The sequence below is a fragment of the Streptomyces sp. NPDC101151 genome, assembly GCF_044768335.1.
Lineage (GTDB): Bacteria > Actinomycetota > Actinomycetes > Streptomycetales > Streptomycetaceae > Streptomyces.
In genome coordinates, this window is record NZ_JBIWPP010000039.1 from 51,177 (window position 1) to 74,488 (window position 23,312).

Annotated in this window: 29 protein-coding genes and 1 pseudogene; 16 read left to right on the forward strand and 14 right to left on the reverse strand. The window is 72.4% G+C overall.

Annotation, left to right across the window (positions count from 1 at the left end):
- Positions 1-9: 9 nt before the first annotated feature.
- From ACIRU3_RS39770 to ACIRU3_RS39780, 3 genes and pseudogenes are all read right to left on the reverse strand, one after another.
- The gene (locus tag ACIRU3_RS39770) at positions 10-477 is read right to left on the reverse strand and encodes a peroxiredoxin (RefSeq protein ID WP_404067534.1); all 468 of its coding nucleotides are present in this window, start codon (positions 475-477) and stop codon (positions 10-12) included.
- Positions 474-854 (reverse strand): DoxX family protein, encoded by a 381-nt coding sequence (locus tag ACIRU3_RS39775; protein WP_404067537.1) that lies wholly within the window; start codon positions 852-854, stop codon positions 474-476. The genes ACIRU3_RS39770 and ACIRU3_RS39775 overlap by 4 nt, the downstream gene beginning before the upstream one ends.
- 89 nt (positions 855-943) lie before the next feature.
- A pseudogene (locus tag ACIRU3_RS39780) lies at positions 944-1,464 on the reverse strand (MarR family winged helix-turn-helix transcriptional regulator).
- 307 nt (positions 1,465-1,771) lie between these two features.
- On the opposite strand from ACIRU3_RS39780, the gene ACIRU3_RS39785 reads away from it, so the two are divergent.
- Both ACIRU3_RS39785 and ACIRU3_RS39790 read left to right on the forward strand, forming a co-directional pair.
- Positions 1,772-2,290: a hypothetical protein gene (locus tag ACIRU3_RS39785; protein WP_404067540.1), complete on the forward strand. Its 519-nt coding sequence runs from the start codon at positions 1,772-1,774 to the stop codon at positions 2,288-2,290.
- Positions 2,291-2,484: 194 nt separating this feature from the next.
- Positions 2,485-3,246, forward strand: a complete 762-nt coding sequence (locus ACIRU3_RS39790) for a DUF2690 domain-containing protein (protein ID WP_404067543.1) — start codon at positions 2,485-2,487, stop codon at positions 3,244-3,246.
- Positions 3,247-3,568: 322 nt separating this feature from the next.
- Here ACIRU3_RS39790 and ACIRU3_RS39795 read toward each other — a convergent pair whose 3' ends face one another.
- Entirely contained in the window at positions 3,569-4,432 is an 864-nt protein-coding gene (locus ACIRU3_RS39795) for a LysR family transcriptional regulator (RefSeq protein ID WP_404067546.1), read from the reverse strand.
- A 161-nt stretch (positions 4,433-4,593) separates the two neighbouring features.
- On the opposite strand from ACIRU3_RS39795, the gene ACIRU3_RS39800 reads away from it, so the two are divergent.
- Together ACIRU3_RS39800 and ACIRU3_RS39805 are read left to right on the forward strand one after the other, a co-directional pair.
- A complete protein-coding gene (locus ACIRU3_RS39800; protein WP_404067602.1) occupies positions 4,594-5,406 on the forward strand; it encodes an EamA family transporter in 813 nt (270 codons plus the stop codon).
- A gap of 321 nt (positions 5,407-5,727) precedes the next feature.
- A complete protein-coding gene (locus tag ACIRU3_RS39805; protein WP_404067549.1) occupies positions 5,728-6,024 on the forward strand; it encodes a hypothetical protein in 297 nt (98 codons plus the stop codon).
- A gap of 186 nt (positions 6,025-6,210) precedes the next feature.
- On the opposite strand, the gene ACIRU3_RS39810 is transcribed toward ACIRU3_RS39805, so the two are convergent.
- Both ACIRU3_RS39810 and ACIRU3_RS39815 read right to left on the reverse strand, forming a co-directional pair.
- Positions 6,211-6,594: an AQJ64_40280 family protein gene (locus tag ACIRU3_RS39810; RefSeq protein ID WP_404067551.1), complete on the reverse strand. Its 384-nt coding sequence runs from the start codon at positions 6,592-6,594 to the stop codon at positions 6,211-6,213.
- A 182-nt stretch (positions 6,595-6,776) separates the two neighbouring features.
- Positions 6,777-7,142 (reverse strand): MerR family transcriptional regulator, encoded by a 366-nt coding sequence (locus ACIRU3_RS39815; protein WP_404067553.1) that lies wholly within the window; start codon positions 7,140-7,142, stop codon positions 6,777-6,779.
- A 91-nt stretch (positions 7,143-7,233) separates the two neighbouring features.
- Between ACIRU3_RS39815 and ACIRU3_RS39820 the strand changes: the two genes are divergently transcribed.
- Both ACIRU3_RS39820 and ACIRU3_RS39825 read left to right on the forward strand, forming a co-directional pair.
- Positions 7,234-8,097 carry an enoyl-CoA hydratase/isomerase family protein gene (locus ACIRU3_RS39820; protein WP_404067556.1) on the forward strand — a complete coding sequence of 288 codons (864 nt, stop codon included), beginning with the start codon at positions 7,234-7,236 and terminating at the stop codon, positions 8,095-8,097.
- An 84-nt stretch (positions 8,098-8,181) separates the two neighbouring features.
- Positions 8,182-8,568 (forward strand): hypothetical protein, encoded by a 387-nt coding sequence (locus ACIRU3_RS39825; RefSeq protein WP_404067558.1) that lies wholly within the window; start codon positions 8,182-8,184, stop codon positions 8,566-8,568.
- Here ACIRU3_RS39825 and ACIRU3_RS39830 read toward each other — a convergent pair.
- Entirely contained in the window at positions 8,552-9,064 is a 513-nt protein-coding gene (locus ACIRU3_RS39830; protein ID WP_404067604.1) for a TetR/AcrR family transcriptional regulator, read from the reverse strand. The two genes, ACIRU3_RS39825 and ACIRU3_RS39830, sit on opposite strands and share 17 nt — an antisense overlap.
- A gap of 273 nt (positions 9,065-9,337) precedes the next feature.
- Between ACIRU3_RS39830 and ACIRU3_RS39835 the strand changes: the two genes are divergently transcribed.
- The 6 genes from ACIRU3_RS39835 (at position 9,338) to hemC (ending at position 14,052) form a co-directional block, all read left to right on the forward strand.
- A complete protein-coding gene (locus tag ACIRU3_RS39835; RefSeq protein WP_404067607.1) occupies positions 9,338-10,291 on the forward strand; it encodes an ATP-dependent DNA ligase in 954 nt (317 codons plus the stop codon).
- Positions 10,292-10,411: 120 nt separating this feature from the next.
- Positions 10,412-11,188, forward strand: coding sequence for an NPP1 family protein (locus tag ACIRU3_RS39840; protein WP_404067561.1), 777 nt, complete (start codon positions 10,412-10,414; stop codon positions 11,186-11,188).
- A 58-nt stretch (positions 11,189-11,246) separates the two neighbouring features.
- On the forward strand, positions 11,247-11,765 hold the full coding sequence (locus ACIRU3_RS39845) for a hypothetical protein (protein WP_404067564.1): 519 nt from the start codon (positions 11,247-11,249) through the stop codon (positions 11,763-11,765).
- Positions 11,762-12,229, forward strand: a complete 468-nt coding sequence (locus tag ACIRU3_RS39850; protein ID WP_404067567.1) for a GNAT family N-acetyltransferase — start codon at positions 11,762-11,764, stop codon at positions 12,227-12,229. Before ACIRU3_RS39845 ends, ACIRU3_RS39850 begins: the two co-directional genes overlap by 4 nt.
- Complete coding sequence (locus tag ACIRU3_RS39855; protein WP_404067569.1) at positions 12,226-13,077, forward strand: hypothetical protein; 852 nt, start codon at positions 12,226-12,228, stop codon at positions 13,075-13,077. Before ACIRU3_RS39850 ends, ACIRU3_RS39855 begins: the two co-directional genes overlap by 4 nt.
- A 39-nt stretch (positions 13,078-13,116) precedes the next feature.
- Entirely contained in the window at positions 13,117-14,052 is a 936-nt protein-coding gene (gene hemC, locus ACIRU3_RS39860; protein ID WP_404067571.1) for a hydroxymethylbilane synthase, read from the forward strand.
- A 6-nt stretch (positions 14,053-14,058) separates the two neighbouring features.
- Here the strand turns inward: hemC and ACIRU3_RS39865 are convergent, their stop codons facing one another.
- From ACIRU3_RS39865 to ACIRU3_RS39880, 4 genes are all read right to left on the reverse strand, one after another.
- A complete protein-coding gene (locus ACIRU3_RS39865; RefSeq protein WP_404067573.1) occupies positions 14,059-14,583 on the reverse strand; it encodes a hypothetical protein in 525 nt (174 codons plus the stop codon).
- Positions 14,584-14,773: 190 nt separating this feature from the next.
- Complete coding sequence (locus ACIRU3_RS39870) at positions 14,774-15,631, reverse strand: ABC transporter permease (RefSeq protein ID WP_404067575.1); 858 nt, start codon at positions 15,629-15,631, stop codon at positions 14,774-14,776.
- Positions 15,591-16,436, reverse strand: coding sequence for an ABC transporter ATP-binding protein (locus ACIRU3_RS39875; protein WP_404067578.1), 846 nt, complete (start codon positions 16,434-16,436; stop codon positions 15,591-15,593). The genes ACIRU3_RS39870 and ACIRU3_RS39875 overlap by 41 nt, the downstream gene beginning before the upstream one ends.
- Positions 16,433-16,885: a MarR family winged helix-turn-helix transcriptional regulator gene (locus tag ACIRU3_RS39880; protein ID WP_404067581.1), complete on the reverse strand. Its 453-nt coding sequence runs from the start codon at positions 16,883-16,885 to the stop codon at positions 16,433-16,435. The genes ACIRU3_RS39875 and ACIRU3_RS39880 overlap by 4 nt, the downstream gene beginning before the upstream one ends.
- A gap of 218 nt (positions 16,886-17,103) precedes the next feature.
- On the opposite strand from ACIRU3_RS39880, the gene ACIRU3_RS39885 reads away from it, so the two are divergent.
- Entirely contained in the window at positions 17,104-17,925 is an 822-nt protein-coding gene (locus tag ACIRU3_RS39885) for an RNA polymerase sigma factor SigF (RefSeq protein WP_404067584.1), read from the forward strand.
- Positions 17,926-17,939: 14 nt separating this feature from the next.
- Here the strand turns inward: ACIRU3_RS39885 and ACIRU3_RS39890 are convergent, their stop codons facing one another.
- Complete coding sequence (locus ACIRU3_RS39890) at positions 17,940-18,275, reverse strand: ANTAR domain-containing protein (RefSeq protein WP_404067586.1); 336 nt, start codon at positions 18,273-18,275, stop codon at positions 17,940-17,942.
- Positions 18,276-18,402: 127 nt separating this feature from the next.
- On the opposite strand from ACIRU3_RS39890, the gene ACIRU3_RS39895 reads away from it, so the two are divergent.
- Entirely contained in the window at positions 18,403-19,212 is an 810-nt protein-coding gene (locus ACIRU3_RS39895; RefSeq protein ID WP_404067588.1) for a VOC family protein, read from the forward strand.
- Between the two features lie 146 nt (positions 19,213-19,358).
- On the opposite strand, the gene glgX is transcribed toward ACIRU3_RS39895, so the two are convergent.
- Both glgX and ACIRU3_RS39905 read right to left on the reverse strand, forming a co-directional pair.
- Positions 19,359-21,500, reverse strand: a complete 2,142-nt coding sequence (gene glgX, locus ACIRU3_RS39900; protein WP_404067591.1) for a glycogen debranching protein GlgX — start codon at positions 21,498-21,500, stop codon at positions 19,359-19,361.
- Positions 21,500-22,012 (reverse strand): pep a2, encoded by a 513-nt coding sequence (locus ACIRU3_RS39905; protein ID WP_404067594.1) that lies wholly within the window; start codon positions 22,010-22,012, stop codon positions 21,500-21,502. The genes glgX and ACIRU3_RS39905 overlap by 1 nt, the downstream gene beginning before the upstream one ends.
- Before the next feature lie 304 nt (positions 22,013-22,316).
- Between ACIRU3_RS39905 and ACIRU3_RS39910 the strand changes: the two genes are divergently transcribed.
- Together ACIRU3_RS39910 and ACIRU3_RS39915 are read left to right on the forward strand one after the other, a co-directional pair.
- Positions 22,317-22,616 (forward strand): DUF5133 domain-containing protein, encoded by a 300-nt coding sequence (locus ACIRU3_RS39910; RefSeq protein WP_404067596.1) that lies wholly within the window; start codon positions 22,317-22,319, stop codon positions 22,614-22,616.
- Positions 22,617-22,724: 108 nt separating this feature from the next.
- On the forward strand, positions 22,725-23,312 hold a 588-nt coding region (locus tag ACIRU3_RS39915; RefSeq protein ID WP_404067599.1), incomplete at its 3' end, for a maltotransferase domain-containing protein.

Sequence of the window (23,312 nt, forward strand, 5' to 3'; positions counted from 1 at the left end):
CGGCCGGTCTCACCCCTTATGGGTACGCAACGCGGACAGCGCCCGGTCGGCGTGGGTGTTCATCCGGAGTTCGCTGCGGACGATCTCCAGGACCGTGCGGTCCTCGGCGATGACGAAGGTGACCCGCTTGGTCGGCGCGAGCGTGAAGCCCCGCTTGACCCCGAACCGCTCACGGACCGCCCCGTCGGCGTCGGAGAGCAGCGGCATGCCGAGGGTGTGCCGGCCGGCGAACTCCTGCTGCCGTTCGACGCTGTCGCCGCTGATGCCGACCGGGCGGGCGCCGACGGCGGAGAATTCCGCGGCGAGGTCGCGGAAGTGGCAGGCCTCGGCGGTGCAGCCGGCCGTCAGGGCGGCGGGGTAGAAGAAGAGCACCACCGGCCCCTCGACGAGCAGCTCGGTGAGGCTGCGCGGGGTGCCGGTCTCGTCGGGAAGTGTGAAGTCCTCGATCTTGTCCCCGACCTCGATACGTTCGGTCATGACCGTCCCTCCCCGTTGCGGGCGACCCCACGGGCCCACAGCACCAGGGGCAGCTGGAGGGGCAGCCGGGCCAGGGCCGCGGTGCGCTGCGGCGCCGGCCGGTGCCGCCAGTCGACGGCCATCTTGACGTTGGCGGGGAACACCCCGACGAAGAAGGCGGCGGCCGCCTTCGCGGCGACGGCGCGCGTCCGGGGCGCGGCCACCCCGGCCGCCAGGGCCAGCTCCACGGCCCCGCTGCCGTACGTCCATGCCCTGGGCGAGCCCGGCAGCATCCGTGGAATCGTCGCGTCGAACTGCCGCGGGGCGGCGAAGTGGGCGACCCCTGCGACGGCCAGCAGGCCGGCGAGCAGCAGGGGCGAGCGTTCGGACCGGGGCACGGTTCCTCCTCTGGTGACCTGCCGCCGGATATTACTCGACGGTAGAGGCCGGGAAGACCGCTTCGGAACGATCGGCGGGGCCGTCGCCGTCACGCCGTCGCCGCGGGGGCGTCGGCCTCCCGGCCGGACTCTTCGTCGACCGCACAGGCGAGGAAGTCGTCGACCGGGCGGCGGAAGAGCACGGCCGGCTGCCGCAGCTCCTCGGGCTCCGAGTCGCCGAGGGCGAGCCACATCCCCCGGGCGCCGGCCTCCCGGACCCGCTCGACGGAACGCCGGCCGGCGTCGGCGAGCCGGTCCGCCGGGCCCTGCGGCCGTTCGGGTCGGGGACGCGGGTGACGTACCCCGTGCGGCAGCTGCTGCACGGTCCGCGTCACATGGGAGGCCTCCACGCCGAGCCGCTGTGCCGGCTCCCCGGGCCGGAGCGGCTCGGAGTCGGCGACCTGCCGCAACAGCGCCACCGCGGCCCGGTCCAGCGTCAATCCGGCCGACGCCATCAGCCGCTCGTGCCGGCGGGCACGGGTGCCGGGGCAGGTGATACACGTCAGCGCACGCTCGATCTCGATGACCTCGGGCGAGGCCGGGGGACGTTGGGAAGCGGCTCCGTGGACATGCCCGCGAGTCTGCTGTCTCGTTGCGCAACTCAAGCAAGTCGCTGAAGGCACCCTCTGCCCGGACAGAGCCTTCTGTGGATGCACCCCCTCGCGGCACGTCACCCGGACGTTCACGGAGACGGACACGACGGTGGAACACCTGCCGGCGGATGACCAGACGGGCCGATCCGCGGGGAGGGCGTCCGTCCCCGGGAACGTCCCCGGTGTCCCACGGGACGCGGGGACGGCATCCTGACGGTCCGTCACGGCAACGATGGCTGTCGTGATCACCCTTCGTGGTCACGAGAACGACAGCCGGAGGTTTCCATGATCCGACGGACTCTCAAGAGCGGCCTGCTGGCCACGGTCGCGGTGTTCGCGTTCCTGCCGACGGCGGCCGGGGCCGCCCCGGCGAGCGCCGCCACGGCCTCGCACCCGGCGCCCGTCACCGCCGCCCAGTACCCGGCGCACCACGCCAAGCACCGCCACCACCACGCCAAGCGTGTCACGCACCGCGCGCACCACCGCCGGCACCACATCCGCCGCGTCCACCACTTCCTCGTGCCGGGAACGGCACGGGCGGCCGGACAGAGCATGTCGTACCGCGGGAGCCTGCCCGTGCTCGGTCGTGTCTCCACGCACGGCGCCCGGCTGAACGTCCGTTCCGGCCCGGGCACCTACTACCGGGTGATCGGGCATCGGCACGCACACCGGCTGCTGACGCTCAGCTGCAAGAGGTACGGCTCCTGGGTGTACGGCAATCACACCTGGTACCGGCTCCCCCACCACCGGGGTTACGTCTCCGCCCACTACGTCCGCACCGGACGCGCCGTCCCGTGGTGCTGACCGCCACGGACCGCCGTAAGGCCTGACCGTCGAAGGTCCGTTCGGGAACTCCCCTTCCTCGAACGGGCCTTCGACTCGTGCGTGCCTCACCTTCCTCCTACCTCATCAGGTGTTGCGGACCCCGATTCCAGGGAAATCATTCCGACAACAGGGGCGAAAGCGCCCATAGCGGAACGGGAGTCGAGGGACGCACGATGCGGCACCCCCAAGGATCGACCACGCCGGACGAGCCACTGGTGGTGAGACTGCGCGAGCTGAAGGACGGTACGGGACTGAGCCTGGCGGCACTGGCCGCGCGCACCCCGTACAGCAAGTCGGCCTGGCACCGCTATCTGACGGGCACCAAGCGGCCCCCGCGGTCCGCGGTGGAGGCACTCAGCCGGCTGGCCGGCGCCGACCCCGCCGCCGTACTGGCCCTGTGGGAGGCGGCCGGGGAGCGGCCCGCGCCGCATCCACCCAAGGAGAAGGAAAGGCCCCGCTCGCGATGGCTTCCGCTGTCCGCGCTCGCGCTGCTCGGCACGGCCGCCGCGGTGGCAACCGCCGTCACCGTGTCCGGACGGCAGGGTACCCCCGCTCCCGCCGCGCAGACGCTGCTGACCGTGCCCCGCTGCCACGCACGCTCCTGTCAGGGCGAGTTGCCCGACACCTCGGTGTGCTCCCGGGACGCGCAGACCTGGAGCACGGTCACGGACAGCGGCTACGACGTCCGGCTGCGCTACTCCCCCGCCTGCGGCACCGCGTGGTCGGAGATAGGGATGCGCTCACCGCTGGCGCGGGAGGTGTCGGTGCGGGCCGGGCAGGACGTGCTGTCGGCGAGCTATCCGGCCGACGACACCGCCGGACGCACCAGCCCGATGCTCGCCGTCCGCTCGCCCCGGGGGGTGGAGGCGTGTGCCGAGGCGGGCGGGAAGCTGGCGTGCACGGGACTGGACGTGGAGCCGGCCGGCGAGAGGTGAAACCGCGGGCACCCGGATTCCGGGTGCGGCACCCTTCCGGTCACCGGGCCGCGCTCACCTGCTGCTCGGCGCCGCCGCGCTCCGGCCTCCGGGCCGGGCGCAGGGCCGCGATGCCGATGAAGACCATGGACGACACACCGGCCAGGCGAAGGCGGTGAAACCCCCTCGTCGTTGCCCACCGCGAGCAACTGACCGCCGAGTCACGGGCCGAACACGGCACCGGAGCGGCCCGTTCCGGAGGTCCGGCCGACTGCGGTGGCGCGGTTGTCCGGGATGGAGCGGATGAACACGTCGAGGCCCTCGAAGAGGACGCCGAGTCGGCTCAGCCCGTCCGGTACAGCTCCGTGAGCAGTTCGAGCACGGCCTGGTGCGCCGGGTGCGGGTCGTCCCGCCACCAGGCGAGGCGCACGGCGACGGGTTCGGCGTCGCGCACGGGCCGGTAGACGATGCCGGGTCTCGGGTACTGGTTCGCGGTGGACTCGGCCGTCACACCGATGCCGCGTCCCGCGGCGATGACGGTGAGCCAGTCGTCGACGTCGTGCGTCTCCCCGACGGCCGGCCGGATGCCGGGCGGCCACAGATCCGGTGTGGCGGTGCCGGCACGACGGTCGATGAAGAGAGTGCGGCCGGTGAGGTCGGCGAGCCGGACGGAGCGCCGTCTGGCCAGGGGGTCGTCGGCGGCCAGCGCGCACAGGCGCCGTTCCAGGCCGACGATGGCGGTCTCGAAGCGCCGGTCGTCCAGCGCCCTGCGGACCACCGAGAGGTCACAGGCGCCTTCGGCGAGGCCCGCGGACGGATTGTTGACCCGCACCAGGTGCAGGTCGGTGTCGGGGTGCGCGGCGGTCCAGCGACGCTGGAAGGCCACGGTGTGACGGCCGAGCGCCGACCAGGCGTAGCCGATCCGCACCCGCTCGTGCCCCGAGGTGGCCTCCCGGACCAGCTCGGCCACGTCACCGAGCACCCGCCGGGCCTGCGCCACCACGCGCAGTCCGGTCGCGGTCGGGGTCACCGCGCGCGAGGTGCGCCGCAACAGCCGTACGCCCAGGGCCCGTTCGAGGGAGGCGAGGGTGCGGGAGACCGCCGCCTGGGAGACGCCGAGGGCGATGGCCGCGTCGGTGAAGGTGCCCTCGTCGACGATGGCCACGAGGCAGCGGAGCTGGCGCAGGTCGATGTCAGCGTGATCCATACGTTCAGCGTATAGATTGACCCGCGCATGCATTTTGCGCAAGCACCCTGGTGGCGCAGCATCCGGACATGCCTCAAGCGCTCGAACACCCTGCCGCCACGACCGGACCCACGGCCGCGTCCGGCTCCACCCCGCGGGCTGCCCGGTGGCCGGTGGCGGGAGTGGCCACCATGGTCGGCAGCGGCCTGTCCAACCAGACCGGCGCGGCCGTCGGGGCGCTGGCCTTCCCCGTGCTCGGGCCGCTCGGTGTGGTGGCAGTGCGGCAGTACGTCGCCGCGCTGGTCCTGCTGGCCGTCGGCCGGCCGCGGGTGCGGGCCTTCACCTGGCGCCAGTGGTGGCCGGTGCTGCTGCTGGCGGCGGTCTTCGGCACGATGAACCTCACCCTGTACACCGCGGTCGACCGGATCGGCCTGGGTCTCGCGGTGACCCTGGAGTTCCTCGGACCGCTCGCCATCGCGCTGGCCGGGTCCCGGCGCCGGCTGGACGCGGGGTGCGCGCTGCTGGCCGCGGCCGGGGTCGTCGTCCTGATGCGCCCGCAGCCCTCGGCCGACTACGCGGGGATGGGCCTGGGCCTGGTGGCGGCCTGCTGCTGGGCGTCGTACATCCTGCTCAACCGGCTGGTCGGCCGCCGCATCCCGGGGGCCCAGGGAGCTGCCGCCGCCGCGGGAGTCTCGGCGCTGGGCTTCCTGCCGGCCGGGATCCTGGTCGCCGTACGGCACCCGCCCACCGCCGGGGCCGTGCTGTGCGCCGTCGCCGCCGGGGTGCTCTCCTCGGCGGTGCCGTACCTCGCCGATCTGCTCACCCTGCGGACCGTGCCCGCGCAGACGTTCGGGCTGTTCATGAGCGTCAATCCGGTGCTCGCGGCCGTGGTCGGCTGGGTCGTCCTCGGCCAGGGACTCGGCGCCCCGGAGTGGGCGGGCATCGGGGCGGTCGTCGCCGCGAACGCGACCGGCATCCTGACGACGCGCAGCTGACCGCGCGCACCTGACCACGCACCTGACCGCGCACCTGACGACCGCCACAGGGCGGGCGGGGCGCCAGGCGGGGGCGCGGGGTCCGCCCACAGCCACGCGCCGGGCCGGGCCTGGCCGGACGTGGGATCCGCTCACAGCCACGCCCGAGGCGCAGGTCGCCCCACCGCCTCCCCCAGCTCCTGCGGCCTCGCGCGACGGCCTGCTCCGGAAGGCGAGTCGCCCCACGGCCCTTCTGGGCCCGGTCATCAGGGCCTCAGCGCCTCAGCCCCGCACCGCTGCGAGGCACTGGCCGTACAGGTCTGCCAGGTCGAGTCGCCCGTCGTGTCCGGCCCAGAGTTCGGTGGCCGTGTCGACGCAGGCGAAGACCGTCGCGACGATCGCCTCGGCACGCGGGTCGGTGGCCGGGCCCGGTACCAGCCCCGCCTGGCTGACCGGGACGGGTTCGGCCTGCCAGTCGATGTCGTCCGCACGGCGCCGGCCGCCCTGGTCCGCAGGAACCCGCCGCCCAGCGTCATCGCGGGACGCATGAACCGGCTGATGGCCTTTCTCGCCCGCCGTCTGGCCACCCGACGGCAGGTCGTCCGGGCCATCGGCCGCCTCCTCGCCGAGAAGGCATGACGGGGGGGCCGGGGAGCTGTCGTCCCGGGCGGAGGGGGCGCCGTCGCGGATCTCTCCGCCCGTGACGGCCGGAGCACGCCGCCGTACGGACGGCGGATCTCTGAGGCCGCGCTCACGTCGACAAGTGCACCGGCCGAACCGACAGGCGCTCGCGCAAGGTGGCGAAGTGTCCGAGCAGGCTGTGGGTCAGGTGGTGGGGCGAACGCCCCACGCGCTCTGGAGAGCTGACTGCACGTCGTCCCCGAGAACGACGTATGTCGTCCCGCCCGGCAGGGTGGGCAGCTCAGCCCAGTGGGTCACGGTTTCCTCACTGTCGAGGCCGTAGGGCAAACGGACGATCCCGTCGGAGTCCACGAAGCAGTCTCTGTGCTCCGCCCCGTCCTCACTCCGGTGCAGAGTCGTGAAGTACATCGGCCTCACCAGCCAAAATTCCTCACCCGACGCCGCATCGGACTCAGCGGCGCCGTCAGCTGGATACCGGCCGGTGATCGCTGCGGCCACCGGCATACCGCTCCGAGGCAGCCTCTCGCGTGCGTCGACCCACGTCACCTCGGTGTTCGGATTCACCATCTCCACCCTCGTCCAGGCGCTCGGCAGGCCGTCGCCCGCCCGTATGCCGACGCTTCTGCATGGGCACTGCCCCCGGCCTCGGCATCTGGCAAGACCGCCCGGAGCTCGCGAAGGTTGAGCCGGTACGAGCACGGCACCGGGCGAACCGCGCCGACCTCCCTCCCCTCCGCCCTCCAAACCTGTCAGGGGCAGGGGCGGCCCGTTCGGAAGGTGGTGGTGGCCGCGGTGATGAGGGTGTCCAGCTTGTCCCGGGTGTCCACCAGGAGGCCGATCCGGGTGTCGATGCGGGCCCGCTCCGCCGAGAGCCGGTCGAGCAGCTCCGGCGTCACCTCACCGGTCACGACGCACGGCAGCAGCTCCACGATCGACCTGCTCGGCAGCCCTGCCGCGTACAGCTGCTGGATCAGCCGGACGCGGTCGACCGCGCTGTCCGGATAGTGCCGCTGGCCGCTGGGGCTGCGCTCGGAGCCGAGGAGGTGCTGCTCCTCGTAGTACCGCAGCGCTCGCACGCTCACGCCGGTCCTGTCGGCGAGTTCACCGATGCGCATCCCATTCCCCTTGCCTCTGACGTCAACGTCAGCTTTTAGCGTGACCGATGTACGGGCCTGCGGCCAGAGATTCCATTGAGAGAAGGACGAGATGTCGTACGACGGTTATCAGGATCTGCGCGTGGCGGTCGAGGCGGGCGTGGCTCATGTCACGCTCGACAAGCCGCCGGTCAACATGCTCGACACGACGCTGATCAATGAACTGCACGACTTCGTCGGAGCCGTCCGCGAGGACGAGCGGGTGCGCGTGATCGTGGTGCAGAGCGCCGACCCGGACTTCTTCGTCGCCCACGTCGACCTGGGCTTCATGCTCAAGCCTGAGACCTTCGCGGAGCTGGCCAATCCGGACGCCGGGACCGGCGGCGACGAGTCTTTGATCAACCCGATGCAGAAGCTCATGCTGCGTCTGCGCGGGCTGCCGCAGGTGACGATCGCCAAGCTCGCCGGGCGCCTTCGGGGCGGCGGAAACGAGCTGGCGATGGCACTCGACATGCGCTTCGCCGCCCGGGGGCGGACCTGGCTCGCCCAGCCCGAGACCCGGATGGGCATCATCCCCGGAGGCGGCGGCACCCAACTGCTTCCCCCGCTGGTGGGCCGTGCCAGGGCTCTGGAGGTGATCCTCGGCGGAAACCTGTTCGACGCCGAGACCGCCGAGCGCTACGGCTGGATCAACCGCGCCCTCCCGGCGGAGGAACTCGACGGCTTCGTGGACGCCCTCGCCCGGCGCATCGCGGCGTTGCGCCCGGAGCAGATCGCCTCGGCGAAGGCGGCCGTCGGGGCCGCATCGACGAGCGGGAGCCTGCTGGAGGGGCTCGGCGAGGAGAGCAAGGCCCTGGGCGGGGTGTATCCGGCACCGGATGCCGTGGTCGAGCGCATGCGAGCCGCTGTGGAAGCCGGCGCCCAGACCCGCGAGGGCGAACTCGACCTGGAGGCGTCACTGGACCGCATCGCCTGAGCCGTACACGGCCACCGGGCGCGCTTTCATCACGGAGGCGAGTCCGCTGCGCCATTCCCCGGCGGGGGTGTCCTTGCGCAAGCGGTGATCGTCGGTGCGTCCGCCTTCGTCTCGTCCGGTCGTGAGGGGTGGCGGGGATGTCCACACGGCCGCTGGGGTTGCCGCCGGTCCGCCTGGACGCCGCCCGCGCCCGCGGCGCCCGGCTCGGCCGCCCGGCGGCCGGGCGCGGACCTGCACATCGACGCCGCCAGTGCCGCCGCCTTCTTCAACCCCGTGGCGACGTGCGCGAAATGGGGCGCCGGGCCGGTCATGGTGGCGGTACAGACGAAGGGGGCCGACACCGGCCTCGGCGGCATGCCGCGCAGCGAGCGGACCCTCGTCGCCTCACAGGGCTACCGGACCGGGATCACCCGGGGCCGCGGAGAAGGCCGTGCCGGCCTGCGACGACCGGGGGTCAGCGGGCACGCGTGACCGGCGCCGGCCACAGCCCCACGATCGCGTCGGCGAGCCCCGTGGCGACCTCGCCCCAGGTGGCGCGCGGGGTCAGGGTGCCCTCGGCGAGGGCCCGCTCCCGCTCGGCACAGGTGTGCGGGATCAGCGTCCGGACCATCTGGCCGCGTTCGGCGCGGACCTCGCCCGGCAGCGCCGGCAGGGTGCGGTTCGGACCGTCGATCGCCTCACGCAGCGCCGGCGAGGTCAGGGACTCCTCGACCATGATCTCGTGCAGCGCCGGGTCGGTCATCACCTGGGCGCAGAACCGGGCGTACCAGGTGGGGCTGCCCAGCCCGGTCAGATGGGCGGTCACCGGGCGCACCAGGCAGTCGCGTACGTCGCCGGAGCCGTCGGCCGCCGCCAGTGCCCGGTCCCGCAGCTCCTCGATGAGCCCGGCGTGGCGGCGCGCCACCGCCCGGCGGACTCGACTCCCACCCCGGCGCCCACCGAGCCCTCGGCCGAGACGGTGGCCCAGGGGGCGGTGGCGCGGGGGAGAGGGCACTCCCGTGAAGCGGTGGATCGGGACAGAAGGCCCTCCTGTGAAGTGGCGGATGCGGGGGCCGGGCCGGCGGCGCCGCCAACTCGTGGCGCCGGCCTGTCGGTCGGGGCTCGTGGCTGCCCGGCTGCCGGCAGCCGACGGCTGGGACGGGCCCGTTCAGGGGAACCGGTGCCGGAAGGAGCGTGAGGACGCCAGGAGCGGTCGACACCTTCAGCAGTGACCGCCCCGACCCTGCCGCTGATCGCGCCGATGCTCGCCACCCCAGGCACGCTGCCGCCCGCCGCCCAGGACGAGCGGTGGGCGTACGAGACCAAGCAGGACGGCCAGCGGGTGATGGTCTACCTGTCCGGAGACGGCAGCGTCCTGCTGCGCGCCCGCTCCGGCGAGGAGATCACCGCCGCCTACCCCGAACTGCGGCCGCTCGGCGCCGCCCTGGGCACCACGGCCGCCGTGCTGGACGGCGAGGTGCTGGCCCTGGACGAGTGGGGGCGGGCGGACTTCCAGTTGCTGCAGGGCCGGATGGGCCTCGCCCACTCCCCCGCGCGGGCGGCGCGCCGGGCCGCCCGGGTGGCCGTCCACCTGGTGCTGTTCGACGTGCCCTACCTGGACGGACCGCTGCTCAGGCTCCCTTACGCGCGGCGGCGCGCACAGCTGGAGGAGCTGAGCCTGGCCGGGCCGCACTGGTCGACACCGGCCGCGGTGACCGGGCACGGCGCCCAGGCGCTCCTGCTGACCCGCGAGCACGGTCTGGAGGGGCTGGTGTGCAAGCGGCTGGACTCGGTGTACGAGCCCGGGGTGCGCTCCCGCGCCTGGATCAAGATCCGCAACATGCGCAGCGAGGACGTGATCGTCGGCGGCTGGCTGCCCGGCAAGGGGCGGCTGACCGGGCTGCCCGGCGCGCTGCTGGTCGGCCAGCGCGCCGGCGGCCGGCTGCGGTACGTCGGCGGGGTGGGTACCGGCTGGAGCGAGGCGGAGCGGACGGAACTGGCGGCGCTGCTGCGGACCGCCGCGAGCACCCGGTGCCCGTTCGACCCGGTGCCACGGATCGCGGACGCCCACTGGGTGCTGCCCCGGCTGGTCGGCGAGGTCAGCTACAGCACCCGGACCAGGGCCGGGATGCTCCGCCAGCCGTCGTGGCTGCGGCTGCGCCCTGACCTCGCGCCGGAGGAGTCGGCGGCGGACCTCCCGGAGGGATTCGGCTGAGGCGGCAGGGCACCTGTTGGGCAGGGCTTCACCCGTGTGACGCCCGGGATCTCTTGGCAGCGAAGCCCGCGGCCTGGATGCTGAACTCCCCTGCGCCCCACCGCTGTTGGAGGTCCCCCCTTGTCTCTGCTCACCTCGCGCGTCCGGCGCGGCAGATGGCTAGTCGCGCCGGCCGGCGCCGCCGCCCTGGTCCTCGTCCTCCCCACCACCGCCCTCGCCGCCCCGCCCCTGGCCCTGCCCGGCAACGCCGAGCCCGCCGAGCTGACCTACCAGCCGGCCTTCGACTACGACACGGACGGCTGCTATCCGACGCCCGCCATCGGCCCCGACGGCACCGTCAACGGCGGACTCAAGCCGACGGGCGCTCTCAACGGCAACTGCCACGACGCCTCCGACCTGGACAACACCAACAGCTACTCGCGCTACAAGTGCAACAACGGCTGGTGCGCCTATCTCTACGGCCTGTACTTCGAGAAGGACCAGGCCGTGGCCGGCAGCAGCATCGGCGGGCACCGGCACGACTGGGAGCATGTGGTGGTCTGGGTGCAGGAGGGGCAGGTGCGCTACGTGTCGACGTCCAACCACGGCTCGTTCACGGTGCACCCGGTCTCCGAGGTCCGCTTCGAGGGCACCCACCCGAAGATCGTCTACCACAAGGACGGCATCAGCACGCACTGCTTCCGGCTCGCGGGCACCAACGACGAACCGCCGGAGAACGACAAGCACACCTGGCAGTACCCGCCCCTGGTCGGCTGGAACGGCTATCCGTCCGGCCTGCGCGACAAGCTGAGCGCCTACGACTTCGGCAGCGCCAACTTCGGCCTGAAGGACGCGAACTTCCCCTCCCACCTCGCCTCGGCGAAGCCGTCCGGGATCGCGTTCGACCCGAACGCCTGACACGTCACCGGCACCGAACTCCGTGGACGCCCGCCGAGCCGCGGTTCATGATGAGCGGATGGATCTTCGCGCAGAACTGCCCGCCGCCGTGGACACGGCCGGTCTGCTCGGCCTCGCCCAGGGCCATCACGCCCGTACCACCAGAGCCCTGGGCGTGCGGGAGGCCGCCGGTCACCTGGTCAAGACGTATGCGCTCCAGGCGCCGGGCCGTACGGTCGGCGAGGACGCCGTGAACGCCGCGCTGGAGGTGGCCGCGGGCCATCTGGCGCTCGGGCGCCTGCGCGGGTCGCTCGGTCTCGCGGTGCTCCTCGTGCACGCTGGCGGCGACGGCGACTACGTCCTGGTGCACACCTGGATCGAGGGCCACATGTCCGACCTGGCCGTGTTCACCGGCCCGGCCGGTGAGCCCGCGGACCTGCGACCGGGCCGGGCCGGGCTCGCCCCCTGTGTCTGGGAGGCGGCACTGCTCGCGCACGAACGGGAGGCCTTCTCCCGGCACGTCCTCGACGGTACGGGCCCGCTCCCCGACCGGCTCACCGCCTGGGCCGCGGACACCCGGGACGGGGAGGTCCGTTGACCGGCACTCCCCGGGTACGGCACGCCGAACGCGCCGACCTGCCCCGCGTCGCCGGCCTGGCCGCCCTGCACGCGGAGTACGAGCGTGCCGCGCCCCCGGCCCCCGGCCTGGCCGACCGGCTGGCGGCCCTCCTCTTCGGCACCCCGGCCCCGCGTCTGCGCTGTCTGGTGGCCGAGGCTCCGGGCGGCGAGATCGTCGGTTACGCGACCTGCGCACCGGAACTCTCCACCTGGGAGGGCCGCGAATACCTGCACATGGACTGTCTGTTCCTGACGCCCGGCCACCGCGGCCTGGGCCTCGGCCCGCTGCTGATGGCGGCGGTCGTCGCCGAGGCCTCCGAGCTGGGTCTGACCGAGGTGCAGTGGCAGACCCCGGCCTGGAACGAGGGCGCGGCACGGTTCTACGACCGTCTCGGCGCCCGGAAGAAGGAAAAGCTGCGCTACAGCCTGGCGGTCGCGGGATGAGCCCGGAGCCCGTCGGCGCTCGCGACTTGTACGACGGGCTCCTCGGTCACACTGGTCCCGAGGCGTACACCGCCGTCGTCGAGCCCTGGCTCGCCCGCGCCCGAGCGGCCGGCCTGCGGAGCGGTCCGCTGCCCAGGGCGGCCGGCCCGGGGCACGAGCACCGGCCCGGCGGCCTGTGGGAGCTGTACGCCCTGAGCCGGGTCAGTGACGTCCTGCTGTTCTCCTTCCAGCCTCCCGGCCACGATCCCTGGGCGGGACCCGGCCTGACCCGGGAGCAGTACCTCGGGCTGTTCACCGGCCTGGGCATGGTGCCGTTCGAGGAGCCCTCGGTCTTCGATCCCTTCCTGCACGAGATCGTCGAGGTCGAGCAGGCGGCGGATCCGGACGCGGCGATCGTGGTCACCGATGTCCTGTGGCCCGGCCTGTGGCTGGGGGACATCCTGTTCTGCCGGGCAGGTGTGCGGGTGCGGGCCGGTGCCCGGCACGCCGAGCGCGGTGTGGCCGACCGCTCCCCGCTCTACTGGGCGTTCCGGCGCCGGCACCGGCCCACGGTGGACCTGTCCATGGGCTGGGGGTCCAACTCGCAATGGCGCACGGACTTCCGCGTCGACGTCCGCACCGAGGCGGGAGACCGTCTCAACGTCATGGGCGACACCGATGTCGACGGCGTTAACGCCGTGAACTGCGCGAACGCCGACGGCTGCGAAGCCTTGCTGACGTCGGCCGAGCGGCGCGAACTCCTGCGCCACAGGTGCCTGCTGCGCGCTCCGGAGCGCGCCGGGCCACTCGCCACGAGCCCGGGCTGGGCGGCGGATCTGTTCCCGTTCGACTGGCGGCTGCGCATGTGACGTGAGGGAGCGGCGCGCCCGAGGGTCTATCGTGTCCCCATGTCCGTCCCGGAACTCATCCGTATCGTCTCCCGCGACTCGCCCATGGCCCTCGCCCAAGTCGAGCGCGTGCGGGCCGAGTTGGCCGTACTGCATCCGGGAGTGCGCACCGAGGTCGTACCCGTGAAGACCACGGGTGACAAGTGGCTCGGTGATCTGTCCGAGGTCGAGGGCAAGGGGGCGTTCACCAAGGAGGTGGACGCGGCTCTGCTGGCCGGGGAGGCGGACCTCGCGGTGCATTGCGTCAAGGACGTGCCCGCGGACCGGCCGCTTCCCGCCGGCACGGTCTTCGCCGCGTTCCTGAAGCGGGACGACATCCGTGACGCGCTGGTGCACCCGGGCGGACTGACCCTCGACGAGCTGCCGGCCGGCACCCGGATCGGCACCTCATCGGTGCGCCGGGTCGCCCAACTCGCCGCCACGCATCCGCAGCTGCAGTGCGTGCCGTTCCGCGGGAACGCCAACCGCCGGCTGGCGAAGCTGGCCGCCGGCGAGGCGGACGCGCTGCTGCTCGCGGTGTCGGGTCTGGAGCGGATCGGCCGCCAGGACGTGATCAGCGAGGTGCTGTCCGCGGAGACGATGATGCCGCCGATCGGCGCGGGCATCCTCGCCCTGCAGTGCCGGGAGGGGGACGAGGAGCTGATCGACGCGGTCAGCGGGCTCGGCGATCCGGACACGCACCGCGAGGCCACGGCCGAGCGGATGTTCCTGCATGTGCTGCAGGGGCACTGCAACAGTCCCATCGCGGGCTACGCGCGCGTGGACCGTGGTGGTGAACTCTCCCTGCGGGCGTGTGTGTTCACCCCGGACGGCAAGACGCGGCTGAACGCCCACGAGTGGGCGGGCCGGCTCGACGCGGCCACGCTCGGCACCTCGGTCGCGGTGGCACTGCTGCGGCAGGGGGCGCGGGAGATCATCGACGGCATCCCGCACTGATCCGCGTCAGGCGCTGTCCGGCTCCGTGTGATCCTTGAGGAAGGCGCTGACCTGGTGGGCGAGGCTGCCCTGGGCGGTGCCGGTGGGGGCGGCCGCCGCGGTCGACTCCAGGACACCGATGCCGCCGGCCCACAGGCGGCGGTCGGCCCACTCCTCGTCCACCCGCACCTGGACCTGAACGTCCACGTGTGTCAGGGCGGCCTCCGGAGCGGCCGCGTAGAGCACGGCGGTGGCCCGGCGCAGAGGGTAGACGTCGAAGCCCTCGATGAACTGGGAGTTGCGCCAGTCGATGAACGCGCTCTCCCCGTCCGGGCCGACCCGGACGTCGATCTGGCCGTCCTCGAGATGGATGCCGTAGTGCCGTGCGCCACGGTTCTCGACGGTCACCCGGACGCTGAAGTACGTCAGCCCGGCCGCGGCGTCGTCGCGTCCGCGCGGCGGCTCGGCCGCCTCCAGGCGGTGGACGCGGACGCGGAGACCGGCATGCTCGTCGTACTCCTGCCAGTCCCCGACCACGTTCGGCTCGTACACAGTGTCCCTCTCCACCTCAGAGAGTTGCTGTCTATCTGTGCGCTCCGCGCACTGTCAAATGAGCAGAATGCGCTGTGGCCAGGGGGTTCGCCCGCTTTGATCGGTGATCAAGCGCTGCCCAGGAAGAATCCCCACACGGGGGTTCCGGGCGGGGTGCCGGTGCGTGCCGCACATCACTCCCGCGGGAAGATCAGCGGGCCAGCCGACCGAGCAGCGAGGAGGCCGCGGCGATGCCGAGGGCGGCGGCCACCGCCAGGACGCCGAAGTCGGCGCCGAGGTGGGCGGGCGTGCCGAGCAGCAGACCGCGCAGGGCGTCGACCTGGTAGCTGAGCGGGTTGACCTTGCTGACGGCCTGGAGCCAGCCCGGCATCACCGAGACGGGGTAGAGGGCGTTGGAGCCGAAGAACAGCGGCATGGTGATCGCCTGCCCGAAGCCCATCAGGCGGTCGCGGCTGAGGACGATGCCCGCGATGGTCATCGACAGGCAGGAGAAGAACGCGGAGGCGAGGACCACGGCCGCGGCGACGCCGAGGAGCTTCAGCGGGTTCCAGGTCAGGGCGACGCCGAGCAGGGCGGCGATGACGATGACGACGACGGCCTGGATCAGCGACTTCACCCCGGCCGCGAAGGCCTTGCCGGTGATCAGCGCCGAGCGCGGGGTCGGAGTGACGAGGAGCTTGTTCAGGATGCCCGCGTCCCGCTCCCAGATGATCTGGATGCCGTAGAAGATGGCGATGAACATCGCGGACTGGGCGATGATGCCGGGCGCCAGGTAGTCGATGTAGGGGATGCCGCCGGTGGGTATCGCCCGGATCCGGGTGAAGGTCTGGCCGAAGATCAGCAGCCAGAGGGCCGGCTGGACGGCGCGGGTGTACAGCTCGGTGCGGTCGTGGCGCAGCTTCTGCAGTTCGACGGCGCACATCGCGACGACCCGGGCGGGCAGCAGCCGCCAGCCCGCGCGGGGCAGGGGCGGGCTGAGCAGCAGGGCGGTGCTGGCGGCGGGGGCGTCAGCCGACGCGGTGCGCGGTGCGGCGGGTGCTTCGGACATCGCGGAAACCTCCTCCGGACGAGGCGTCGAGGCCGCTGCCGGCGACGTCGCGGAAGACGTCCTCCAGCGTGGGCAGCGTGTCGGTGCCCCGGCGTTCGGCGAGCCCCCGGCGCAGTTCGGCCGGGGTGCCCAGGGAGCGGACGCGGCCGCGGTGCATCAGGCCGACCCGGTCGCAGTACTGGTCGGCCTCGTCCATGTAGTGGGTGGTGACCAGGACGGTCATGCCGGTGGCGGTGCGTACGGCGTCGATGTGGTCCCAGACGCCGGTGCGGGCGATCGGGTCCAAGCCGATGGTGGGCTCGTCGAGGATCAGCAGCCGGGGAGCGCTGACCAGGGCCTGGGCGAGTTCGAGCCGTCGGACCATGCCGCCGGAGTAGGTGCCGGCGAGCCGGTCGGCGGCGTCGGCGAGGCCGACGGCGGACAGGGCCTGGGCGACGCGCTCGGCGCGCTCGCGGCGCGGCACGTCGAAGACCCGGGCGAACAGGGCGACGTTCTCCCGGCCGGTGAGCCCGCTGTCGGCGGACAGCTGCTGCGGGACGTAGCCGAGGAGGCGGCGCACGGCCATGCGCTCCCTGGCGGCGTCGTGCCCGAAGACCCGGACCGTGCCAGCCGACACCGGGAGAAGCGTGGTGATGCAGCGGATGGCGGTGGTCTTGCCCGCGCCGTTGGGGCCGAGCAGTCCGAACACCTCGCCCTCACGGACGGCCAGGTCGAGTCCGTCGACCGCCGTGGTGTCCCCGAAGGCGTAGGCGAGGCGGGTGCAGGCCACGGCTTCGGCGATCGGGGCGGGAGTGTCGCTCGTCATGTCTCCTCGGCCTCCTCGTGCAGGGTGACGGCGAGCTTGCGCAGTGCCGGGAGCGCCGCGCGCAGGGCCTCCCGGTCGGCCTCGTCCAGCCGGGCCACGTGCCGGCCGACCAGTTCGGCCCGGCGGCGCTGCCAGTCCCCGAGCCGCCTCTCGGCGGCGTCGGTGAGCAGCAGGCGGGCGGCCCGGCGGTCTGCGGGGTCGGTCTCCCGCACCAGGTAGCCGTCCCGGACGAGGTGGTTGACCAGGGTCGAGACGGAATTGCCGGCCAGATGCAGTTCCCTGGCGGCGTCCGAGATGCCGACGCCTGGCCGGCTTTCCACCAGCCGCAGCAGCTCCACCTCGGCACCGCGCAGCCGCGGCACGGTCAGTCCGCCGCGCAGCCGCCGCCGGATCAGCCGCTGGACCCGTACGAGCGCGTCGGCCAGGTCCTCGGGGAATTCGGATGTCACTTCTGAAGATTACCTCTGTTACAGAGATATTGCCTTCCAAGAAGCAGTCAAGCGCAGGCTCGACACGCCCGATATTCACCAGATTGTTTTGATATATCCGTCAGTGGGAATCCGAACAACAGTGCTTCGGACAGGAGGCACGTCCGTGGGAGCCGGCTCCGGCCGGGCGCCCCGGTGTCCTCCCCATGGTCCGAGCGCACGTCCCACGGTGTCTGTCGATGCAGCACCTGCTGAGAGAAGTGCGCGCCATGCCCGTCAACGGCAGTTCGAAGCCCCACCCCCATGACGACGCCCCCGACACGGTCGAGTCCTTCGAGCGGCTCGCTCGGCTGCCGGACGGTCCCGAGCGCCGGGCGCTCAGGGACGAGCTGGTCCGGCTCTGGCTCCCCATGGCCGAGCGGATCGCCGTACGGTTCCGGGGCCGCGGGGAGTCCCTGGAGGATCTGTACCAGGTGGCCGCCCTCGGCCTGGTGAAGGCCGTCGACCACTTCGACCCGGCCCGCGGCCGCGCCTTCGAGGCGTACGCGGTGCCCACCGTCACCGGCGAGATCAAGCGCCACTTCCGCGACCACATGTGGACCCTGCACGTACCGCGCCGGGTGCAGGACCTGCGCAACCGGGTCCGCTCCGCCCTCAAGGAACTGGCGCAGACCACGTCCGGCCGGGCGCCCACCGTCGCCGAGATCGCCGCCCACACCCAGCTGACCGAGGCGGAGGTGCGCAGCGGGATGGAGGCCCTGGAGTGCTTCTCCGCCCTGTCCCTGGACGCCGAGGTGGCCGGGACGGAGGGGTACGCGCTCGGGGACTCTCTCGGTGAAGCGGACCCCGGCTTCGACCTCGTGGTCGACCGCGCCGCGGTCAAGCCGTGTCTGCAGGCGCTGCCCGAGCGTGAGCGCACCATCCTCTATCTGAGGTTCTTCGGCGGGATGACGCAGAGCCGGATCGCCCAGCAGCTGGGCGTGTCGCAGATGCATGTCTCCCGGCTGCTCAGCGGCTGCTTCGACCGGCTGCGGGAGGAGCTGCTCACGGAGACCGGCTGAGCCGCGTCCCCTCCTCACTCCGCCGACCGCGGGAGTTCTTCCGTGGCGGAGCCCGGGACCTGGGCGGGTCCGTAGCGGTCCAGGGTGTCCTCCAGCTCGGCGGCGACCTCGGGCGGTATGTCGCCCCGGCGCCCCCAGATGAGGATCAGCTCCGCGATGTTGCGCAGTTTGATGTTGGTGTGCTGAGAGACCTCCTTCAGCACCTCCCACCCCTGGTCGGGCGTCACCCGGCCGAGGGCCACCATCATCCCGATCGCCTGGTCGACGACCGCGTGGGAGGCCACGGCCTCCTTCAGCTGGTCGACTTCCGCCTGCAGCTCGAAGATCCGGTCGGGTTCACTCTCTCCCATGTCTCCATCGTGCTCACCCGCCTGGCCGCACGCCACCGGGGTACTCGACAGGCACCGCACCCCTTTCGGGTTGGACACTGGTGCCAGACCGGTGTCCGCCGGGCCCCGAGACCAGGACGCGACTGCCATGAACGAAGACAAACCTGCCGGCGGTGGACCGAGGACGAGGGACGTCGTCTCCACGCACTCCGTCTTCGGCGCCCCGTGCTGGGTGAGCCTGACCAGCCGCGACCTGCAGGCGACCCAGGACTTCTACTCGGCTCTGCTCGGCTGGCGGTGGCGCGGCGCCAAACTGGGCGAGCACTTCCGGATCGCGCTGGCGAACGGGGTGCCGGTGGCCGGGATCGCCGCGGTCGCCTCGATGTGGCAGATGGCGGTGGCCTGGACACCGTACTTCGCGGTCCCGGACGCCGATGTGGCCGTGGCCAGGGCCCGGGAGCGGGGCGGTACGGCTGCGGTCGGGCCGCTGTCCTTCCCGCCGGGGCGGGCCGCGCTGCTCGCGGACCGGGACGGGGCCACGTTCGGGATCTGGCAGGGCGAGCTGGTCGGCAACTGGGAGTCGTGGCGCCGGGCGGCCCCGACCTTCATCCGGCTGCACACCCGCAATGCCTTCGACTCGGCGATCTTCTACGGCGAGATCCTCGGCTGGGCCTCCGGTACCCCGGGCTGCTGCGAGGTGGAGTACGAGGGCGGTGAGGTGGTGCTGCGCAGCAGGGGCGACGTGGTGGCGCGCATCGATTCGGGTGCTGTGGAGGCGGCCCCGGACCCCTCCGTACGGCCGCACTGGCAGATCCACTTCGCGGTCGCCGACGTGGTGGACTGCGCCCGGACCGCCGAGAAGCACGGCGGCAGCGTCCTGAGCGAGGAGGAGGACGAGGCGATCCTGCGGGACCCGGACGGCGCACAGTTCACGGTCACGTCCCGTCGCTCGCGCTGACCGCGCCCGGCGGACCGTGACGGCCGGCCTGGAACCCGACCTCACCGGTGGCACCGGCGTCGAGGCCGAGGTGACCGAGGTGACCCGGGAGGCCGCCCCGGATCCGCCACCGCCGGCCGGAGACGGCCCGATCCGCCGGACGGGCCCTAGCCGTCGCTGCGGGACGGCCGCGAGAGCAGGACCGTGCTGCGGGGCTCCACACGGAGCCGGGTGCCGGCCTTGCGTTCGCGTTCGTCGGGGATGCCGTCCGGGTCTGCGGTGTCGATCAGAGTCGTCCAGCGCTCGCCGTAGGAGTTGTCGGGGAGGCGGAAGTCGACGGCTTCCCAGTAGCCGTTGAGGAGCAGCAGGAAGGAGTCGTCGGTCACGCGCCGTCCGTAGGGGTCGCGTTCGGCGATCGCGTCGCCGTTGAGGAACACGCCGACCGAGTGGGCGTCACCGCGCTGCCAGTCCCGGCCGGTCATCTCGCGGGCGTCGGGCCTGAGCCACATCAGGTCGGGCATCCGCTGCTTGGCGTTGGTCGTGGTCTCGCCGCGGAAGAACCGGCGCCTGCGCAGCACGGGATGCTCGGCGCGCAGGTTGATGACGTACCGGGTGAAGTCCATGAGGGAGCGCTGCTCGTCCGTCGGCTCCCAGTCGACCCAGGAGACTTCGTTGTCCTGGCAGTAGGCGTTGTTGTTGCCGCGCTGGGTGCGGCCCAGTTCGTCGCCGTGGCAGAGCATCGGGATGCCCTGGGACAGCAGCAGGGTGGCGAGCAGGTTGCGCTGCTGGCGGGCGCGGAGTTCCAGGACGGCCGGGTCGTCGGTGTCGCCCTCGGCACCGCAGTTCCAGGACCGGTTCGTGCTCTCGCCGTCCCGGTTGCCCTCGCCGTTGGCCTCGTTGTGCTTGTCGTTGTACGAGACGAGGTCGCGCAGCGTGAAACCGTCGTGCGCCGTCACGAAGTTGACGCTGGCGCGCGGCCGGCGCCGGCTGTGCTGGTACAGGTCGGAGGAGCCGGTGAGCCGGGAGGCGAACTCGCCCAGCGAGCCCGGTTCCGCCCGCCAGAAGTCCCGTACGGCGTCCCGGTAGCGGCCGTTCCACTCCGACCACAGCGGCGGGAAGTTGCCCACCTGGTAGCCGCCCTCCCCCACGTCCCAGGGCTCGGCGATGAGCTTGACGCGGCTGATCACCGGGTCCTGCTGGATCAGGTCGAAGAACGCCGACAGCCGGTCCACCTCGTGGAACTGCCGCGCCAGCGTGGCCGCGAGGTCGAAGCGGAAGCCGTCGACATGCATCTCGGTGACCCAGTACCGCAGCGAGTCCATGATCAGCTGCAGTACGTAAGGATGCCGCATCAGCAGGCTGTTGCCGGTACCGGTGGTGTCGTAGTAATGCCCCCAGTCGCCGTCGACCAGGCGGTAGTAGGAGGCGTTGTCGATGCCCCGGAACGACAGGGTGGGCCCCATCTCGTTGCCCTCGGCGGTGTGGTTGTAGACCACGTCGAGGATCACTTCGAGGCCGGCCGCGTGCAGCGCCTTCACCATGGCCTTGAACTCGTCGACCTGCCGGCCCCGGCTGCCGAAGGCGGCGTAGGCGTTGTGCGGGGCGAAGAAGCCGATGGTGTTGTAGCCCCAGTAGTTGGCGAGGCCCCGGTCCTGCAGGACACCGTCCTGTACGAACTGATGGACCGGCATCAGCTCCACCGCGGTGACGCCGAGCGAGGTCAGGTGCTCCAGGACGGCGGGGTGCGCGAGGCCGGCATAGGTGCCGCGCAGCCGCTCGGGGACCTCCGGGTGGGTGCGCGTCATCCCGCGCACATGGGCCTCGTAGATGACGGAGTCGGCGTACGCGTGGCACGGCGGGCGGTCCTCGCCCCAGTCGAAGTGCGGATCGGTGACGACTCCCAGCATCGAGTGCCCGGCGCTGTTGCCCGGGGAGGGGCCGTCCGGCGCGCGCTCGTAGAGGGAGGCGTGGTTGTCGATCTGCCCGTCCACCGCCCGCGCGTACGGGTCGAGCAGCAGCTTCGCCGGGTTGCAGCGGTGGCCGAGGGACGGCTGCCAGGGGCCGTGCACGCGGTAGCCGTAGCGCCGGCCCGGGCCGACCTCGGGCAGATAGGCGTGCCACACGAACCCGTCGACCTCGTGCAGCGGAACGGACTTCTCGGCGCCGGAGTCGTCGACGAGGATCAGCTCGACGTGCTCGGCGACCTCGCTGAACAGGGCGAAGTTGGTGCCCTGTCCGTCGAAGGCGGCGCCCAAAGGGTAGGGGTGCCCGCTCCAGACGGGCACCCCTTTCCGGGATTTCCGACCCATCACCGGGCGACTTCCAGAGCGTCGTCCACGGGGGCCGCCGGGGCGGCCAGGGCGGCCACCGGGATCTCGCGGGGCACCTGGAGCACCTGGCGCAGGCTCGGCGCCGGGGCGGTCGGGACCAGCGGGACGCGCTCGCCGGTACGGGCACGCTGCGAGAACCAGATGATCTTGCTTCCGGAGTCCGAGGCACAGCAGCCCCAGCCGTCGCTCATGGCGGCGATGTCCGCCAGGCACGCCCGCAGGTCCTGGTCCGGACGCAGGTCGCGGTCGTCACCCCCGACGGCAGTGATGAGGTGCTGGCCGTTCCACCACATCTCGATCGACGTGGTCTTGTCCGTCGCGTGCTCGTCGATCGCGCGCAACAGCATTTCGGCACTGTGGCAGACCGGGTCCACGAGGTTGTCGAGGTCCCAGTAGCGGAGGTGGGCGGCCAGGATGCGGCTGACGTGTCCCACCCGATCCGGGCTGACTTCCACATCTAGGTGGTAGTAGCAGGGCACTGCGGTCTTCATCGTCGCTTGCTCCTCACCCGCGAAGCTCCCGCTCCCCTCACCCCGTCCGAGAGGGATCCCGGACACCGAGCGTGAGCGTTGATCGCTTCTGAGTCACCTCCACAGTGGGGTCACTACGCCATTCGTGCAACACGAGCCTCACGAACGGCCGGATGGTTGAAGGTCCAACAGGACGTTGGGTGGTCATCCGTGCACCATGAGTGAAAGCCTCGATCGCCGTAACGGTGCCGCGCCCTCCTCTGCGCGAACGCCACCCGACCGTCGGGAACGCGCCCAGTCGAGAGCGTGGAAGGTGAAGAGGGTCATGCTGCTACCCGCCAAGGCCGAAGTGGCCCGGCAGTTGCGGCGTTACCGGGCGTGGGAGCGCATCATGCTCGCCTCGCCCCACGACCGCGCGGTCCGGGCCACGTTCGAGGACTCGGGCTACACCTTGTGCGTACTGATGGGAAAGCGCTGCGCCCGGGAGGCGGCGGACGCGGCCGAGCGCTATCTGCGCTCCAGTCTGGCCGGCTATCTGCGCGAGCAGGACGGGCGGCCGCAGCCGGGTCGGGCGGCCCGACGCGCACCACCACCGGAGCGGCGTTCCACGGCGCCACGCCCCTGACCTGGCACCGTACACGGCGTTCCCCACGGGGCGGCAGCAGCCGAACCGTTTCTCGGATCGCGAAGCCGGGCCCGGTGCCCGGCTTCGCGCACGGCGGAGGTGAGATCCATGCGCAGGACCCCGGCCATCGGCCGTGTACCGGTACGTGACGTGCGGCCGGCCGTGGAATGCGGCAGACGCCCGGCGAAGGCGGTGGCCGGGGAGACTTTCCAGGTCACGGCCACCGTGTTCCGTGAGGGGCACGACGCCGTCGGCGCGAATGTCGTCCTGCGGGATCCGGCGGGCCGCCGTGGCCCCTGGACACCGATGCGCGAGCTGTCCCCCGGAAGCGACCTCTGGGGTGCGGAGATCACCCCGGACGCGACCGGCCGCTGGACCTTCCGCGTGGAGGCGTGGAGCGATCCGCTGGCGACCTGGCGGCACACCGCCTCCGTGAAGCTGCCGGCGGGCATCGACACCGGCCTGGTCCTGGAGGAGGGCGCCGAGCTCTACGAACGGGCGGCCGCCGGCGTGCCGAAGGGGCCGGAACGGGACCTGGTCCGGGCCGCCGCGCAGGCGCTCGGCGACGACACCCTGACGGTGCACCACCGGCTGAAGGCCACGCTGTCGCCCGGGGTGGGCGCGGTGTTGTCCCGGTATCCGCTGCGGGAGCTGGTCACCGTGTCCGAGGCGATGCCGCTTCTGGTGGAGCGGGAG

Excerpts from the sequence above, each read along its gene's own strand:
- ACIRU3_RS39770 (WP_404067534.1), bottom strand. The coding sequence starts at position 477 with ATGACCGAACGTATCGAGGTCGGGGACAAGATCGAGGACTTCACACTT.
- ACIRU3_RS39785 (WP_404067540.1), top strand. The coding sequence starts at position 1,772 with ATGATCCGACGGACTCTCAAGAGCGGCCTGCTGGCCACGGTCGCGGTG.
- ACIRU3_RS39790 (WP_404067543.1), top strand. The coding sequence starts at position 2,485 with ATGCGGCACCCCCAAGGATCGACCACGCCGGACGAGCCACTGGTGGTG.
- ACIRU3_RS39795 (WP_404067546.1), bottom strand. The coding sequence starts at position 4,432 with ATGGATCACGCTGACATCGACCTGCGCCAGCTCCGCTGCCTCGTGGCC.
- ACIRU3_RS39810 (WP_404067551.1), bottom strand. The coding sequence starts at position 6,594 with ATGGTGAATCCGAACACCGAGGTGACGTGGGTCGACGCACGCGAGAGG.
- ACIRU3_RS39815 (WP_404067553.1), bottom strand. The coding sequence starts at position 7,142 with ATGCGCATCGGTGAACTCGCCGACAGGACCGGCGTGAGCGTGCGAGCG.
- ACIRU3_RS39820 (WP_404067556.1), top strand. The coding sequence starts at position 7,234 with ATGTCGTACGACGGTTATCAGGATCTGCGCGTGGCGGTCGAGGCGGGC.
- ACIRU3_RS39835 (WP_404067607.1), top strand. The coding sequence starts at position 9,338 with ATGCTCGCCACCCCAGGCACGCTGCCGCCCGCCGCCCAGGACGAGCGG.
- ACIRU3_RS39845 (WP_404067564.1), top strand. The coding sequence starts at position 11,247 with ATGGATCTTCGCGCAGAACTGCCCGCCGCCGTGGACACGGCCGGTCTG.
- ACIRU3_RS39855 (WP_404067569.1), top strand. The coding sequence starts at position 12,226 with ATGAGCCCGGAGCCCGTCGGCGCTCGCGACTTGTACGACGGGCTCCTC.
- hemC (WP_404067571.1), top strand. The coding sequence starts at position 13,117 with ATGTCCGTCCCGGAACTCATCCGTATCGTCTCCCGCGACTCGCCCATG.
- ACIRU3_RS39870 (WP_404067575.1), bottom strand. The coding sequence starts at position 15,631 with ATGTCCGAAGCACCCGCCGCACCGCGCACCGCGTCGGCTGACGCCCCC.
- ACIRU3_RS39875 (WP_404067578.1), bottom strand. The coding sequence starts at position 16,436 with ATGACGAGCGACACTCCCGCCCCGATCGCCGAAGCCGTGGCCTGCACC.
- ACIRU3_RS39885 (WP_404067584.1), top strand. The coding sequence starts at position 17,104 with ATGCAGCACCTGCTGAGAGAAGTGCGCGCCATGCCCGTCAACGGCAGT.
- ACIRU3_RS39890 (WP_404067586.1), bottom strand. The coding sequence starts at position 18,275 with ATGGGAGAGAGTGAACCCGACCGGATCTTCGAGCTGCAGGCGGAAGTC.
- ACIRU3_RS39895 (WP_404067588.1), top strand. The coding sequence starts at position 18,403 with ATGAACGAAGACAAACCTGCCGGCGGTGGACCGAGGACGAGGGACGTC.
- glgX (WP_404067591.1), bottom strand. The coding sequence starts at position 21,500 with ATGGGTCGGAAATCCCGGAAAGGGGTGCCCGTCTGGAGCGGGCACCCC.
- ACIRU3_RS39905 (WP_404067594.1), bottom strand. The coding sequence starts at position 22,012 with ATGAAGACCGCAGTGCCCTGCTACTACCACCTAGATGTGGAAGTCAGC.
- ACIRU3_RS39910 (WP_404067596.1), top strand. The coding sequence starts at position 22,317 with ATGCTGCTACCCGCCAAGGCCGAAGTGGCCCGGCAGTTGCGGCGTTAC.